This is a genomic window from Shinella sp. SUS2 (assembly GCF_001262505.1).
In the GTDB taxonomy this organism is placed as follows: domain Bacteria; phylum Pseudomonadota; class Alphaproteobacteria; order Rhizobiales; family Rhizobiaceae; genus Shinella.
The window spans coordinates 163,147-178,276 of the sequence record NZ_KQ410736.1 but is presented as its reverse complement, the minus strand read 5'-3'; the positions used below and the strand labels follow the sequence as shown (position 1 = coordinate 178,276).

Sequence of the window (15,130 nt, the reverse complement as noted above, 5' to 3'; positions counted from 1 at the left end):
CCTCCGGTTTGCACCAGAGATTCAGATTCACCCCACTTTGGGAAGGCTAAAGAGTCGAAGTCAGCGAGGCGGCGTATAACACTCCACCACTTCGGGCAGTCGCTTCATCGCCGCGATGAAATGGTCGATCGTTTCTGCGTCCTGTGCCGTCAGCGAGACGCGGGCGAACAGGGAGAGGGTGAGGCCGACCCTCGCCTGGTCGATCACCGCCACGTAGCGGCTGATGATGCCGGCCTCCTCCAGAAGCTTCACGCGCCGCAGGCAGGGCGACGGCGACAGGCCGACGCGTTTGGCCAGCTCGATATTCTGCAGCCGGCCATTCTGCTGCAGTTCGCGCAGGATACGGCGGTCTATCTCGTCCAGTTGCATTGAAATTCTCACAAACGTTCAAGCCGGATCGCGGCATCCAATACCAAAATCTCCCCCAGTCTTGGCATCTTGGCAACCCGCTTGCGCGGAACGGCTGCTAGGCTTTGTCAGGTTTGACGGGAGAGCAGCATGGATTGGGCCTGGATACTGGCGGCCACGGGTTTCGCATTCGCCATGGCGGGTACGCCGGGACCGAACAATACGATGGTGACAGCCTCGGGGGCCAACCATGGTTTCCGTCGGACGTTGCCGGTGGCCGTCGGAATGGGTGCCGGCGTGGCGGCCATCATCTTCGCTGTCGCCGCGGCAGGGGGAGCCATCGTCTCCGAGCCGCGTGTGCACCTGGTGCTGAAATGGGTCGGCGTCGCCTATCTGCTGTGGCTCGCCTGGCGCATCGCCACCGCGCCGGTCGGGGTGACGGGGGAGGGCGATCGGCGTCGGCCGTTCACCTTCGTCGAGGGCGCGCTGCTGCAACTCGTCAATCCGAAGCTCTGGGTGATGGTGGCCGGCGCTGTCGTCACCTATGGCGGTAGCGCTGCTCAAGGCCTCGCCGTACCCACCGCCTTTGCCGTTATTTTCGGCGGCGCGACGCTGGCGAGCACATTGGCCTGGGCCGGCATCGGCGTTGGTGCGGGCCGGTTCCTTGCCAGTGCGCGCAGCCTGAGGGTGTTCAACCGGGTGATGGCGCTGCTTCTGGTGCTGTCGCTGCTGCCCGTTTTGGGAGAATAGGTCGCATTGCCAATTGGCCGAAACAGGTTCACCATTCCCGAACCGTTTCAGTTCAGGAGACCCGCAATGGCTTTTGGACCTGCAAGGCCACCAATTACCGAAGATGTGGCGGAAGTCATCGCCAAGGATGTGAAGGAAGGGGAGGGGCATACGCCGACCTCCGAGGTGCCGCTGGCGTTCCTGAAGCGTGGAGCCGAGGGAAAGCCACTGGAAATGAACAACCGCGTGCAGGCGCTGTTCCTCGGCGTTCTGGCCGCCGTGCTCCTGCTCGTCGTCGTGCTGATGGTGCTCTGACGAAGGAAAACGGCGCGAAGTCCGAGACATCGCGCCGTCTTTGGTTACTCGCTGTCGGCCTTTGCCAGACGCTCCAGCGTCGGCATGGAAGTGATGTTGTAGCCGGAGTCCACGTAGTGGATTTCACCGGTAACACCGCTCGACAGGTCCGAAAGCAGATACAGCGCAGAATTGCCGACATCCTCGATGGTGACGGTGCGGCGCAGCGGCGCGTTCTTCTGCTGCCAGGACAGCATGGCGCGGGCGTCCGAAATGCCGGCACCGGCGAGCGTGCGGATCGGGCCGGCCGAGATGGCGTTGACGCGAATGCCCTGCGGACCATAGTCGCCGGCCAGATAGCGTACGGAGGCTTCGAGCGCTGCCTTCGCGACGCCCATGACGTTGTAGTTCGGCATGATGCGCGTGGAGCCGCCATAGGTCAGCGTCAGCATCGCGCCGCCGTCCGTCATCAGCTCAGCCGCGCGCTTGGCGATCTCCGTGAAGGAGAAGCAGGAGATGACCATCGTGCGCGAGAAGTTGTCGCGCGAGGTATCGGCGTAGAGGCCCTTCAGTTCGTTTTTGTCGGAAAAGCCGATGGCGTGCACGACGAAATCGAGCTTGCCCCACTTCTCCTTGATCGCCTCGATCGTCGCATCCACCGAAGCGATGTCCTCGACGTCGCAGGGAATGACGAAATCCGAGCCGAGTTCGGCGGCGAGCGGCTTGACGCGCTTGCCGAGCGCTTCGCCCTGATAGGTGAAGGCGAGTTCCGCGCCCTGATCGGCCAGTTTCTGCGCGATCCCCCACGCGATGGAATGGTTGTTCGCGACCCCCATGATGAGGCCGCGCTTGCCGTTCATGATCCCCGTCATTGACGTCATCCGTTGTGGCGCTGGAAGACCAGCGTGGCGTTCGTGCCGCCGAAGCCGAAGGAGTTGGAGAGAACCGTGTCGATCTTGGCGTTGTCGATGCGCTTGCGCACGATCGGCACGCCGTCGAATTCCGGGTCGAGCTCGGTGATATGCGCGCTTTCGCCGATGAAGCCAGCCTGCATCATCAGCAGACCGTAGATCGATTCCTGCACGCCGGCCGCGCCCAGCGAGTGGCCGGTCAGCGACTTTGTCGACTGGATATGCGGGATCCTGTCGCCGAAGACTTCGCGGATCGCACCAATCTCCTTGGAATCGCCGACAGGCGTCGACGTGCCGTGCGTGTTGATGTAATCGACATCGCCCTTCACGGTGGAAAGCGCCTGACGCATGCAGCGGATCGCACCTTCGCCTGACGGGGCAACCATGTCGTAGCCGTCGGAGGTTGCGCCGTAGCCGACGATTTCCGCATAGATCTTTGCGCCGCGGGCCTTCGCACGCTCGTATTCTTCCAGTACCAGCACGCCGGCGCCTCCGGCGATGACGAAGCCGTCGCGGCTGACGTCATAGGCGCGCGAGGCCGTCGCGGGCGTGTCGTTGTACTTGGAAGACATGGCGCCCATGGCGTCGAAGAGGTTCGACATGGTCCAGTCGAGGTCTTCGTGGCCGCCGGCGAACATGATGTCCTGCTTGCCCCACTGGATCATTTCCGCGGCATTGCCGATGCAATGCGCAGAGGTCGAGCAGGCCGACGAGATCGAGTAGTTGACGCCGTGGATCTTGAACCAGGTGGCGAGTGTCGCCGATGCCGTCGAGGACATCGCCTTCGGCACGGCGAACGGGCCGATGCGCTTGGGCGAATTGTTCTTCAGCGTGATCTCGGCAGCCTCGATCAGCGTACGGGTGGAAGGACCGCCCGAACCCATGATGATACCGGCGCGCTCGTTGGCGGCGTAGTCCGCCTCTTCCAGGCCGGAATCGGCGATCGCCTGCTTCATGGCAACGTGGTTCCATGAACCGCCCTGCGAGAGGAAGCGGGCGGCGCGGCGATCGACAAGCTCGCTCGTGTCGATGTTGGGCGCGCCCCAGACCTGGCACTTGAAGCCATGGTCGGCGAAATCCTGCGAGAAGCTGATGCCCGAGCGCGCATCGCGCAGCGACGCCGTCACTTCGTCCGCATTGTTCCCGATGGAGGATACGATCCCCAGACCCGTGACAACTACCCGTCTCATGTTTCCGACCTTTTCTAGAACGTCTCGTTGTGAAGGCGGCTTTGCGCCGCCCTCAGGCTTTCGGTGGCTTTCGCGCCGCCTTAAGCTTCCTTGTCTTTCGACAGGCCGACGCGCAGGTCGGTCGCCTGATAGATGGTCTCGCCGTCGGCCTTCAGCCAGCCGTCCGCCGTGCCGAGCACGAGGCGGCCGCGCATGACACGCTTGAAGTCGATGCCGTATTCGAGCAGCTTCGTGTGGGGGCGGACCATGCCCTTGAACTTCACTTCGCCGGTCGACAGCGCCATGCCACGGCCGGGTTCGCCCAACCAGCCGAGGAAGAAGCCGGTCAGCTGCCACATACCGTCGAGGCCGAGGCAGCCGGGCATGATCGGGTTGCCCTGAAAGTGACAGGGGAAATACCAGTCATCGGGCTTCACGTCGTATGCGGCGCGGATATAGCCCTTGTCGAAGGCGCCGCCGGTCTCGGAAATATCGGTGATGCGGTGGACCATCAGCATGGGTGGCAGAGGAAGCTGAGCATTGCCGGGGCCGAACAGCTCACCGCGGCCGCAGCGCAGAATTTCCTCGTAGTTGTAGCTGGATTGCCTGGTCGTCATCGAATGTCTCATCCCCGGTCTGAACAACGCTTGATCTGCGTTAGATTTAGAGAAGGTGTGGCACGAATTGAAGCACCCGGCCCTTCTCCTTTTTGTCGCCCCGCCTTCTTCGGGCGGGACGTTCATTCAGCTGTCCGCATACATGATGCCAGCGGTGACAGCCAGCGCAAATTGCCGTGACAATAGCAAAGGCCCCGGTTTTTCCGCATGTTGAGGGCCTTCAGGCCGCCGTAATCCTATTGAATCCCAACGCTCGTAAAGTTATATCGAAAGTTCAAGATTGTTGTTCAAGGCCAGACAAGCGGATCCGTCGCCCATGACGCATGCACACGAGATGCCCATCGAAGAGCGCCTGCGCCATTGTGGCCTGCGCCCGACGCGCCAGCGTGTGGCACTCGGGGACCTGCTCTTCGCCAAGGGCGACCGTCACCTGACGGTGGAAGAGCTGCACGAAGAGGCCGTCACGGCCGGCGTTCCGGTATCGTTGGCGACCGTCTACAACACGCTGCACCAGTTCACCGAGGCCGGTCTCATCCGGGTTCTGGCGGTCGAAAGCTCGAAGACCTACTTCGACACCAACGTGTCGGACCATCACCATTTCTTCGTCGAGGGCGAGAACCACGTGCTCGACATTCCCGTGAGCAACATCGCCATCGGCAACCTGCCGGAGCCGCCCGAGGGCATGGAGATCGCTCACGTTGACGTGATCATCCGCCTTCGCCCGAAGAAGGCATGATCGCGGGATTGCGCCTCACATCACGTCGTCCGGATGCCGCCCCGGCCGCGGCTTGTAGACCGGAAAGCACCAGCCGAAGCGCAGCGCCCCGCCGCGCACGATGAAGGCGGCGCCGATGCCGATGGCGGACGCGATCCAGAGAGGTGCGCCCGCTACGCTCGCCGCCGTAAAGCCCGCCGCGCCGATCAGCGCCGCGGTGATGTAGATTTCCGGCCGCAGCAGCACGGAGGGCTCGCCGGCCAGAAGATCGCGCAGGATGCCGCCGAAGCTGGCGGTGAGCACGCCCGTCGTGATTGCCACCGTCGGCGAGCCGGTGGCCGCAAGGCCCTTTGCCGCGCCCATCACGCAATAGGCCGAGACACCCATGGCATCGAGCCAGAGCAGCAGGCGGTAGCGCGACTCGATACGGTGCGCCAGCACGAAGACGACAAGCGCAACTGCGATGCAGACGATGAGATAGGTCGGGTTCACCACCCAGAAGACGGGTGTCGCGCCGAGGATGACGTCGCGGAACGTGCCGCCGCCGATGCCCGTCGCAGCGGCAAGGAAGAGGAAACCGATGATGTCGAGCTGCTTGCGCGAGGCCGAGAGCGCGCCGGTGGCGGCAAAGACGGCGACGCCCGTGTAGTCGAGCAGTTCCAGGATCGACACGCATTCCTCCTTCGCCGCCAAGCCTCGCGACAGCTTTCCTGCGCTAGAGTGCGCGCCCGTACGCCCGGGCAGAATCAGGCGCGGCGCCGGCCCGTCCGCATATTGACCGAATCGCCCGCCATGGAAAGGTTTGACAGATGGCCATCCGCATCAGAACCCTTGCACTTCTCGCCGCCGCGCTGGTTTCGACCATCCTGCCGGTCCGTGCGGCGGAGATCGTGCCGGATGCGCATGCGGCCGTCGAGGCAGAGGTCGCCAAGCGCTGCAAGGCGCCGATCTTCGGCGAGGATTTTGCCGACAACGTCGATTTCAACAATGACGGCATCGTCGACGCGATCTTCAATCTCGGCGCCGTCAATTGCGACGGCACGCCGGGTGGCCTTTGCGGCAATGTCGGCTGCCCCCATGAATTCTACATCCAGGTCGCGGAAGGCGGCTATTTCCTCGCCGCCAATGCCGATCTCTACGGCTACGAGATGAAGAAGCGCTACGGCAACATGGTGCTGGAGCTGAAGGCCAATGCCGCAAGCTGCGGGCGGGACGATTCAGAGTATTGCATCATGACCATTCGCGTGCGCGGCGCCCAGTTCGATACGATCTCGAAGAAATAGGGCCTATTGCGGGAAGAGGGCGTGGGTGCGGCCGGCGAAATAGTAGAGCAGCAGCCCCGTCCATTCCCGGAGCGCCGTCGTTGTCAGCTGGCTGTTGGTTGAGGGCTGGGTGAAATCGAGTGCCAGGCCGGCATGGCCCGTCGTGCGGAAATCCGTCGGCCAGGGCAGAACCTCGAGACCGAGCTTGCTGAACAGGCCGACCGAGCGCGGCATATGGAAGGCTGAGGTCACCAGCAGGCAGCGCTCCAGCCCGTTTACGGCGAGCAGGTCTTTCGTGTTCGCGACATTCTCGAAGGTCGTGCGGGATTCGGTCTCGCGGATGAGCCGGTCTGCGGGCACACCGAAGGCTTCGAAGAAGCGCGTTGCCACTGCCGCATCGCCCTCGTAGCTGCCGCTCAGCGAGCCGTCACCGCCGGAAATGAGGATCCGCGAAGCCGGAAATTCCCGCGCCAGCCGCAGCGTTTCGATGAAGCGGTCAGCCGCCTGGTTCATCTCGAAGCCGCCGCGTGCCGCAATCACCTCCGCCTCGATGCCGCCGCCGAGCATGATGATGCAGGTAGGGCCGCCCGCGGGCAATTCCGCCCTTGGAATACGATCTTCCAGCACTTGCAGGAGGACAGAGCCCGTCGTGGTGAACAGCGTCACGAAAAGCACGAGAGCGGCGAGCCCGCTCGCCGCCGCTCGGACACGGTTCCATTTCAAAAACCCGGCCAGAAGGCCGAAAGCAAGCAACAGAAGCGCAAGCGACAGGGGCTGGGCTGCCAGCCAGAAGATCTTCGAGGCGTAATAGGTCACGCGCTACCCACCACTGTTCGTTGCCGTGTCCGCGCCGGTCTCAGGCCCGCCCGAGGGCAGGTGCCGTCGCCGCCGCCTTGCCGCGCCGCAGATAGAGGATGCCTGCCGCCAACGCAACGCCGGCCGCGAGAACCGCGATGGCGATCAGCGGGCGGTAGGCGATCCAGGCAATGGCGATGACCGCCGGCCCGATCAGCAGCGTGAGAATAAGCGCGATCGCCGTCGTGCCGAAGCGCACGATGGAGCCGACGAAGGGCACGACGTCCGCGATGACGCCGAGGATCGACAGGATGAAAGCGAAGCCGATGAAGATGCCGATAAGCCCGCCGACCCGCACCAGCCAGGTGATGATCGTGTTCTCGCTCTGCGCCGCATCGAACATGGCGGCCGCATCGACGAGACCGGCATCGCTGAGGAAGAGGTCGCGTCCGTTGGTCGTCTTGTAGGGTGTCAGGCCGCTGCCGCGCTGGGCGCCGACGAAACTCGCCTCGGCAATGTCGGATCGCTCGAAGCGGATGCGGATGTCGCCGACCTGCGGATCCTCGGGATTGAACGAGAAGACGGCCTGGCCGGCGATCGTCGAGACGGGCTTGCCGAGTGCCACGGCCTCGCCCATCCGGTTCACGTCCAGCGCGGTGAGCGGCACGGGCCGTTCATCGCCAAGACGCGCAACGGCGCGACCGTCCACGCTGAAGGCGCCGATGGTTGCCGATTCCACCGGGAAGCTTGCATCGTCGATCGGCTTTTGCGGGTTGTCGTGGCCCGACTGGCGGAAGCTGCCGGAGCTGACCTCGTTGCGCTTCCATTCCTTGTGGTAGGAATAGGTGGTGACCGTCTCCTCGCTGCCGCCGAGCTGCTTGCGCGTCTCCGATTTCGAGGTCTCCACCCACTGGTACATCTCGACGATGCGTTCGAGCCCGGCCGCCCCTTCGGCTGAAATGCCGAGCACGTCGTCCTCCGGCACGCCGACCGGCTTCACCGGTCCGGAAATGTGCACGAGCTTGCCGTCATTCGCCGGATCCACGCTGCCATTGTCGACGGAGACGACGAGGCCCGCGCCCTCGACGAGCGCCCGATAGGTCTTCACCGACCGGCCTTCGTTCCAGAACAGGAGCCAGATGCAGGCGATGAGAAGGATGAAGCCGACCACGATCTTGATCAGCGCCCCCTTCAGCCTGGAGAACCAGGACGTGGTCGTCGTTTCCGTAAAGCTCATGATTGTCCCCCGACAAGGCGTGCGTCATGCCAGAGACGCGCGGCAGGACATGCTTATTCGCGCTTCCTGAACTGCGCAAGCGGGGACATAATGAGCCGGAGGCGAGGGCGGAGCCCCGGAACATCTTCTCCCCTCCGCCGTTGTCGCAAAAACGGAAGGGAGCCAGTCCATGACCGACGATCGCGAAGAGAAAATCCGCAAGCGTGCCCACGAGCTCTGGCTGCAGCAGGGGCGGCCTGAGGGCAAGCGTGATGACCACTGGTACCAGGCGGAACGGGAAATCGACCAAGGGGACGGAGAGATCGAGGGTGACGATGTTCCGAACCTCGCCGCCCTGCGCGAAGCCGTCCGCGAACACACGGATGCCTTCCTGGTAAAGACGGACCTGGAGGATGCTGACCAGCGCGAAGTGCCAGGCACGCGCGAGCAGCCTTAGGTTCAGTCTGTCAATCCCGAGGAAGGTTTGGTGGAGCTAAGCGGGATCGAACCGCTGACCTCTTGCATGCCATGCAAGCGCTCTCCCAGCTGAGCTATAGCCCCATAACGGGTCCGGCAGAGCCGGTTTCCGGGAACCGAAGCGGCGTTGCCGTTCGGTGTGGCGGCTTATTACTTCCGGGTTTCGGAGATGGCAAGCCGAAAAATGAAATCCGGCCGATTTTTTTGAAACCGGCCGGAAAATCAAACTCTTATGCTTCGTCCTCGTCGCCGGTCACGCCGATGAGGCCGGACATGTCGTCATCGTCGTCGTCTTCGTCCTGTTCGAGGAACGTGTCGTCCTCGTCGCCGTCGATCTCGACGTCGTCGTCGCCGAGGTCCGGCAGGTCGTCGCCGCCTGCTGCATCCTCGTCGGCATCCTCAAGCGAAACGAGCTCGACTTCCGTGTTCTCGGTATCGACTTCGTTCACGTCCTCGTCCTCGTCCTTCTCAAGGACGGCGGCTGCCGATGTTTCCTCGAAGAAGGAGAGCGGATAGGACTTGCCCGTGTAGGGGGAAACGATCGGGTCGCGGTTCAGGTCGTAGAATTTCCTGCCGGTTTCCGGGTCGATGCGTTTGGTTCCGAGTTCCGCTTTTGCCACAGTCAAAGCCTTCTCTGTGCCGTATGTTTCCGGCGGGGCCGGGGTTCCGGCGCGTTGAACGGTAAAATGATTAGCCGGTCCCCTTAATCGTCTTGGGCAATCCTGTCAAAGCCTAACTTTGGGCCGGACATGGAGCAGGCGCTGAGGGGGCGGCACGACGAATGTTTTTCGCCGGGATGATGACGCTTTAAATCGTTTGTGATAGCAAGCCCGCGTTCTCCCCGGGCGATCCTCTCCGGGGAGCCGTGGATGTATATAAGGAAGACGACCATGTCGCATGGCGCCAGTGCACGGCCCGCAACCGCCCGCAAATCCTCCGGCCTGTCCGGGACCGTCCGCATCCCCGGCGACAAGTCGATTTCCCACCGCTCCTTCATGTTCGGCGGCCTTGCCAGCGGCGAGACGCGCATCACGGGCCTGCTCGAAGGCGAGGACGTGATCAATACGGGCAAGGCCATGCAGGCCATGGGCGCCAAGATCCGCAAGGAGGGCGACACCTGGATCATCAACGGCGTCGGCAATGGCGCGTTGCTTGCGCCCGAGGCGCCGCTTGATTTCGGCAATGCCGGCACCGGCTGCCGCCTCACCATGGGCCTCGTCGGCGTCTATGATTTCGATTCCACCTTCATCGGCGACGCCTCGCTGACCAAGCGCCCGATGGGCCGCGTCCTCAATCCGCTGCGCGAAATGGGGGTGCAGGTGACGTCCGCCGACGGCGACCGCCTGCCGGTCACGCTGCGCGGGCCGAAGACGCCGACGCCGATCACCTATCGCGTGCCGATGGCCTCCGCGCAGGTCAAGTCCGCCGTGCTGCTCGCCGGCCTCAACACGCCCGGCATCACCACGGTCATCGAGCCTATCATGACACGTGACCATACCGAAAAGATGCTGCAGGGATTTGGCGCCAACCTCACCGTCGAGACGGATACGGACGGCGTGCGCACGATCCGCCTCGAAGGCCAGGGAAAACTCACCGGTCAGGTCATCGATGTGCCGGGCGACCCGTCCTCGACAGCCTTCCCGCTGGTCGCGGCGCTGCTTGTGCCGGGCTCTGATGTCACCATTCTCAACGTGCTGATGAACCCGACCCGCACCGGCCTCATCCTGACGCTGCAGGAAATGGGCGCAAACATCGAAGTCTTGAACCCGCGCCTTGCCGGCGGCGAGGACGTCGCGGACCTGCGCGTGCGCTCTTCTGAGCTCAAGGGCGTGACGGTGCCGGAAGACCGCGCGCCGTCGATGATCGACGAATATCCCGTCCTTGCCGTCGCCGCCGCCTTCGCCGAAGGCGCGACGGTCATGAACGGCCTGGAAGAGCTTCGCGTCAAGGAAAGCGACCGTCTCTCGGCCGTCGCGGTCGGCCTGAAGCTCAACGGCGTCGATTGCGACGAGGGCGAAACCTCGCTGATCGTGCGCGGTCGCCCGGATGGAAAGGGCCTCGGCAACGCCTCGGGCGCCGCCGTTGCCACCCATCTCGACCACCGCATCGCCATGAGCTTCCTCGTCATGGGCCTCGTCTCGGAAAACCCCGTTACGGTGGACGACGCGACGATGATCGCCACGAGCTTTCCGGAGTTCATGGACCTGATGGCGGGGTTGGGCGCGAGGATCGAACTTAGCGCGTGAGGTTGGAAGACGCCTTGCCCCTTGGCATCGCGCCTTGTCTTCCGGTAACAGCTTTTGTGAAAAGTTTGTGACGCATGGGTGCGAAATGAAGACGATCGCCATCGACGGCCCGGCTGCCGCGGGCAAGGGCACGCTGTCGCGCCGTATCGCGCAGGAATATGGCTTTCATCATCTCGATACGGGCCTGACCTACCGCGCGACCGCCAAGGCGCTCCTCGATCGCGGCCTGCCGCTCGACGACGAGGCGGTGGCGGCCGAGGTGGCGCGCACGCTTGATCTCGGCGGGCTCGACCGGGCGGTGCTGTCCGCTCACGATATCGGTGAGGCGGCCTCCAAGATCGCGGTCATGCCATCCGTGCGCCGCGCGTTGGTCGAGGCGCAGCGCGGCTTTGCGGCGCGCGAGCCGGGCACGGTGCTCGATGGGCGCGATATCGGCACGGTCGTCTGCCCGGATGCAGCAGTGAAGCTCTATGTCACGGCTTCGCCGGAGGTGCGCGCCAGGCGCCGCCATGACGAAATCCTCGGCAATGGTGGGGTGGCCGATTTCGAGACGATCCTCGACGACATCCGCCGGCGGGACGCGCGTGACATGGGCCGGGCGGACAGCCCGTTGAAACCGGCCGATGATGCGCACTTGCTTGATACCTCGGAAATGGGTATAGAGGCGGCGTTTTCGGCGGCCAAGTCGATCATCGACGCCGCATTGAAGCACTAGCTTTTCCTTCCGGAATTGCACCAGCATAGAACAAGGCCTGTCCCCGCGCCGGATTTGCTGCCTCAAGGGCAGCGGGCATAGCCTCGTTTCTCATCAACGCTAACCCCCGGCGCCCGTGCCCCACAGGCACACCAGGAGTTTCAATGTCTCAAGCAAACCCCACGCGCGAAGATTTCGCAGCCCTTCTGCAGGAATCCTTCGCTGCTAACGATCTCGCCGAAGGCTATGTCGCCAAGGGCATCGTTACCGCGATCGAAAAGGACGTTGCCATCGTCGACGTCGGCCTCAAGGTTGAAGGCCGCGTCCCGCTGAAGGAATTCGGCGCGAAGTCGAAGGACGGCACGCTGAAGGTCGGCGACGAAGTCGAAGTTTACGTCGAGCGCATCGAAAACGCTCTCGGCGAAGCTGTTCTTTCGCGCGAAAAGGCTCGCCGCGAAGAAAGCTGGGCCAAGCTCGAAGTCAAGTTCGAAGCCGGCGAGCGCGTCGAAGGCGTCATCTTCAACCAGGTCAAGGGTGGCTTCACCGTCGATCTCGACGGCGCCGTTGCCTTCCTGCCGCGTTCGCAGGTCGACATCCGTCCGATCCGCGACGTCACGCCGCTCATGCACAACCCGCAGCCCTTCGAAATCCTCAAGATGGACAAGCGTCGCGGCAACATCGTCGTCTCGCGCCGTACGGTTCTCGAAGAGTCGCGCGCCGAGCAGCGTTCTGAAATCGTTCAGAACCTCGAAGAAGGCCAGGTTGTTGACGGCGTCGTCAAGAACATCACCGATTACGGTGCGTTCGTTGACCTCGGCGGCATCGACGGCCTGCTGCACGTCACCGACATGGCCTGGCGCCGCGTCAACCATCCGTCGGAAATCCTGTCCATCGGCCAGCAGGTCAAGGTTCAGATCATCCGCATCAACCAGGAAACCCACCGCATCTCGCTCGGCATGAAGCAGCTCGAGTCGGATCCGTGGGATGGCATCGGCACCAAGTACCCGACCGGCAAGAAGATCTCCGGTACGGTCACGAACATCACCGACTACGGTGCGTTCGTCGAGCTGGAGCCGGGCATCGAAGGCCTGATCCACATCTCCGAAATGTCCTGGACCAAGAAGAACGTTCACCCCGGCAAGATCCTGTCCACGAGCCAGGAAGTCGACGTGGTCGTTCTCGAAGTCGACCCGACGAAGCGCCGCATCTCGCTCGGTCTCAAGCAGACCCTCGAGAACCCGTGGCAGGCCTTCGCGCACAGCCACCCGGCTGGCACGGAAGTCGAAGGCGAAGTCAAGAACAAGACCGAATTCGGCCTGTTCATCGGCCTCGACGGCGACGTGGACGGCATGGTGCACCTCTCCGACCTCGACTGGAACCGTCCGGGCGAGCAGGTCATCGAGGAGTTCAACAAGGGCGACGTCGTCAAGGCTGTCGTTCTGGATGTGGACGTCGACAAGGAGCGCATCTCGCTCGGCATCAAGCAGCTCGGCAAGGACTCGGTCGGCGACGCCGCTGCGTCCGGCGATCTGCGCAAGAACGCCGTCGTTTCGGCTGAAGTCATCGCGATCAATGATGGCGGCATCGAAGTGAAGCTCGTCAACCACGAGGACATCACGTCGTTCATCCGCCGTGGCGACCTGTCGCGTGACCGTGACGAACAGCGTCCGGAGCGTTTCTCGGTCGGCCAGACCGTCGATGCGCGCGTCCTGAACTTCTCGAAGAAGGATCGCAAGATCCAGCTTTCGATCAAGGCGCTCGAAATTGCCGAAGAGAAGGAAGCCGTCGCACAGTTCGGTTCGTCCGATTCGGGCGCTTCGCTCGGCGACATCCTCGGCGCGGCTCTGAAGAACCGCAACAACGCCGAATAAGCCTTTCGCTTATCTCGACATCAAGAACCCGCGGAGAGCGATCTCCGCGGGTTTTTCTTTTGAGCTTTGCTCAGGTCCAGTAGTCGCCGAGCTTCTGGTAGAAGACGAGGCCCGGCTCGATGACGCCGACCATTTCTGCGGTCTTTTCGCGGCGCTTCGCCATGTCGGCGGCCTCGGGTTCTTCGCCGTCGGCGTCGAAGGTGGCGTCCTCGCCCGCCTCGCCGCCGGCTTGCTCCTCGTCGCCATGCTCTTCGTTCGCACTCTCGTCCTCCTCGCCCCGTTCGCGGCCCTCGGGCCAGTCCAGGTCCTCCTCGGCCGGCAGATAGGGCACGAAGGCGAGCGGTATGCCTTCGCGCAGGATGGCGGCCGAAAGCAGCCTTTCAGGCGTCACATCGGCCAGCGCCGCCTGAAGGGCGTGCAGCGCCTCGCGGGCCTGCGGTATCGCAAGGGTATCGCCCGGCTCTGCGGTCTGCACCGGCTGGGTGGGTGTCGCCTGGGACGGTGTGGTACGGGCCTTGCCGGCCTCGGTGGCCGCTTGGGCTTCTTCGCTGCCGTCGGTTCCGAAGAGGGCAGGAGCCGGGTCGTCCGCGGGGCCGAGCGGGCGTTCCAGGAGGGAGCGGATGAAATTCGCCTCTTCCGGCGTCAGGTTCTCCAGCATCTGCGCGACGGCCGGCATCAGCAAGGCCGGCGTCATATCGCGGGCGACGGCCTGCAAAATGCTGCGGGCCAGGGCCTGTCCGGCTGCATTGGCGACCTGCGCCTTGACCGGGGCGTCTTCCCGCTTTGCGGCTGGTGTTGCCTTCTCGCTTCCCTCGACGTCCTCGTGGCGCACCGCCGCTTCCGTGGCCTCGACGGGCAGCGGATGGCCGGCCTTGGCCGTCGGTGTCGACGCGGGCTGAGCGCTGCGCGCCGTGGCGTTTTCCCCGGCGGGCACCGGGGTAGGGCCGCCAAGCGCGAGACGGCCGGCGGCGGTCTCGAGCGCCCGGGCCGTTGCCGGGCGCGATTTGCCACCGTCGAAATCGAAGATGCGCTTCAACATCGTCTGCAGGGCGCGGGCATCGCCGAGAAGCTGTGCCGGCTGGCCGGCTTGCTGCGGGCTATGACGCCCGACTGCGGCAAGCTGCTGGGCGTTCAGCCCAAGTGGCTTCTGTTGGCTTTCCATGGCTCGGGGCGCCGGCGTGTCGGCCTTGAGGCTTGCGGAAAGCAGGGTGGCAAGTTTCTGCGCCTCTGGCCCGTTCGGGTTGCGCAACACCTCGACGAGGCTGCGCGTCGGCATGGAGGAGAGCACGGTGCTGATGAGCTTTTCGACGCTCGGACGAAGCTCTGGCGGCAGCTTGGCGAGAAGATCGGCGAGCTTTCGGCCATCTTCTGCCTCCCGGCCGGGCAGCGCCTTCAGCACGGCAAGCAAGGTTTCGAGAAGATCGCGGCCCGGGTTTGCCTCCCCGGTGCGCGGCATATGCTTCAGCATGGTTTCGATGAGGCGCAGCAGCACTTCCGCCCTGAGGTTGGCAAGGGCAGCGGCAGAAAGCTGCGGCCTGGCGGCGGCCTCGACCGATGCGCCTGCCGGAACGGCAAGGGAGGGCTGCACGGTGTCGGTCGTCGTTGCCATACGCGGCAGCATGCCTGCCTCCTGTTCTCCCTGCCGATGTCATCCGCATCGCAAGGTCTGCCAATGATCCATCTTCCTTCGGATGGCGCATCATGCGCGACGCTGCGAGCTGGTGAGCTTTCGGCCCGGACGAGCCGGGCAGGTACGAGGGAGGCGGGGCGCAACCCGGCAGGCACG

Annotated in this window: 15 protein-coding genes, 1 tRNA gene and 2 pseudogenes; 8 read left to right on the top strand and 10 right to left on the bottom strand. The window is 63.9% G+C overall.

Translation table 11 applies throughout. From position 1 onward, the window contains the following. Positions 1-75: 75 nt before the first annotated feature. A pseudogene (locus tag AKG11_RS22245) lies at positions 76-369 on the bottom strand (Lrp/AsnC family transcriptional regulator); the annotation flags it as partial. Between the two features lie 129 nt (positions 370-498). Between AKG11_RS22245 and AKG11_RS22240 the strand changes: the two are divergent. After that, on the top strand, positions 499-1,098 hold the full coding sequence (locus AKG11_RS22240) for a LysE family translocator (RefSeq protein WP_050745483.1): 600 nt from the start codon (positions 499-501) through the stop codon (positions 1,096-1,098). Between the two features lie 66 nt (positions 1,099-1,164). Then, positions 1,165-1,392, top strand: coding sequence for a hypothetical protein (locus tag AKG11_RS22235; protein WP_130516348.1), 228 nt, complete (start codon positions 1,165-1,167; stop codon positions 1,390-1,392). 44 nt (positions 1,393-1,436) lie between these two features. Here AKG11_RS22235 and fabI read toward each other — a convergent pair whose 3' ends face one another. From fabI to fabA, 3 genes are all read right to left on the bottom strand, one after another. Beyond that, positions 1,437-2,243: an enoyl-ACP reductase FabI gene (gene fabI, locus AKG11_RS22230; protein ID WP_023512505.1), complete on the bottom strand. Its 807-nt coding sequence runs from the start codon at positions 2,241-2,243 to the stop codon at positions 1,437-1,439. A 5-nt stretch (positions 2,244-2,248) separates the two neighbouring features. Continuing rightward, positions 2,249-3,472, bottom strand: a complete 1,224-nt coding sequence (gene fabB, locus AKG11_RS22225) for a beta-ketoacyl-ACP synthase I (RefSeq protein ID WP_023512506.1) — start codon at positions 3,470-3,472, stop codon at positions 2,249-2,251. An 80-nt stretch (positions 3,473-3,552) separates the two neighbouring features. Continuing rightward, positions 3,553-4,068 (bottom strand): 3-hydroxyacyl-[acyl-carrier-protein] dehydratase FabA, encoded by a 516-nt coding sequence (gene fabA / locus AKG11_RS22220; protein WP_023512507.1) that lies wholly within the window; start codon positions 4,066-4,068, stop codon positions 3,553-3,555. Between the two features lie 316 nt (positions 4,069-4,384). On the opposite strand from fabA, the gene irrA reads away from it, so the two are divergent. Next, positions 4,385-4,804, top strand: a complete 420-nt coding sequence (irrA, locus tag AKG11_RS22215; protein WP_024270001.1) for an iron response transcriptional regulator IrrA — start codon at positions 4,385-4,387, stop codon at positions 4,802-4,804. 15 nt (positions 4,805-4,819) lie between these two features. Here irrA and AKG11_RS22210 read toward each other — a convergent pair whose 3' ends face one another. Further along, positions 4,820-5,455 (bottom strand): trimeric intracellular cation channel family protein, encoded by a 636-nt coding sequence (locus tag AKG11_RS22210; protein WP_023513601.1) that lies wholly within the window; start codon positions 5,453-5,455, stop codon positions 4,820-4,822. A 137-nt stretch (positions 5,456-5,592) separates the two neighbouring features. Between AKG11_RS22210 and AKG11_RS22205 the strand changes: the two genes are divergently transcribed. Then, positions 5,593-6,066, top strand: a complete 474-nt coding sequence (locus AKG11_RS22205; RefSeq protein ID WP_023513600.1) for a hypothetical protein — start codon at positions 5,593-5,595, stop codon at positions 6,064-6,066. 3 nt (positions 6,067-6,069) lie between these two features. Here AKG11_RS22205 and AKG11_RS22200 read toward each other — a convergent pair whose 3' ends face one another. Both AKG11_RS22200 and AKG11_RS22195 read right to left on the bottom strand, forming a co-directional pair. After that, the gene (locus AKG11_RS22200; protein ID WP_050745481.1) at positions 6,070-6,861 is read right to left on the bottom strand and encodes a YdcF family protein; all 792 of its coding nucleotides are present in this window, start codon (positions 6,859-6,861) and stop codon (positions 6,070-6,072) included. A gap of 40 nt (positions 6,862-6,901) precedes the next feature. Further along, positions 6,902-8,077 (bottom strand): TMEM43 family protein, encoded by a 1,176-nt coding sequence (locus AKG11_RS22195; protein ID WP_050745480.1) that lies wholly within the window; start codon positions 8,075-8,077, stop codon positions 6,902-6,904. 181 nt (positions 8,078-8,258) lie between these two features. Between AKG11_RS22195 and AKG11_RS22190 the strand changes: the two are divergent. Next, positions 8,259-8,513, top strand: a pseudogene (locus tag AKG11_RS22190) (DUF2934 domain-containing protein); the annotation flags it as partial. Positions 8,514-8,541: 28 nt separating this feature from the next. Here AKG11_RS22190 and AKG11_RS22185 read toward each other — a convergent pair. Both AKG11_RS22185 and AKG11_RS22180 read right to left on the bottom strand, forming a co-directional pair. Then, positions 8,542-8,617 (bottom strand) — tRNA-Ala (locus AKG11_RS22185). Positions 8,618-8,763: 146 nt separating this feature from the next. Further along, the gene (locus AKG11_RS22180) at positions 8,764-9,153 is read right to left on the bottom strand and encodes a TIGR02300 family protein (RefSeq protein WP_023513807.1); all 390 of its coding nucleotides are present in this window, start codon (positions 9,151-9,153) and stop codon (positions 8,764-8,766) included. A gap of 270 nt (positions 9,154-9,423) precedes the next feature. Here AKG11_RS22180 and aroA point away from each other — a divergent pair, with 270 nt between their 5' ends. From aroA to rpsA, 3 genes are all read left to right on the top strand, one after another. Beyond that, positions 9,424-10,779: a 3-phosphoshikimate 1-carboxyvinyltransferase gene (aroA, locus tag AKG11_RS22175; RefSeq protein ID WP_050745479.1), complete on the top strand. Its 1,356-nt coding sequence runs from the start codon at positions 9,424-9,426 to the stop codon at positions 10,777-10,779. Between the two features lie 85 nt (positions 10,780-10,864). Beyond that, on the top strand, positions 10,865-11,494 hold the full coding sequence (gene cmk / locus AKG11_RS22170; RefSeq protein WP_050745478.1) for a (d)CMP kinase: 630 nt from the start codon (positions 10,865-10,867) through the stop codon (positions 11,492-11,494). 143 nt (positions 11,495-11,637) lie between these two features. Continuing rightward, positions 11,638-13,344, top strand: a complete 1,707-nt coding sequence (gene rpsA / locus AKG11_RS22165) for a 30S ribosomal protein S1 (RefSeq protein ID WP_024270000.1) — start codon at positions 11,638-11,640, stop codon at positions 13,342-13,344. Positions 13,345-13,414: 70 nt separating this feature from the next. On the opposite strand, the gene AKG11_RS22160 is transcribed toward rpsA, so the two are convergent. Continuing rightward, positions 13,415-14,965, bottom strand: a complete 1,551-nt coding sequence (locus tag AKG11_RS22160) for a hypothetical protein (protein WP_050745477.1) — start codon at positions 14,963-14,965, stop codon at positions 13,415-13,417. Positions 14,966-15,130 lie beyond the last annotated feature (165 nt).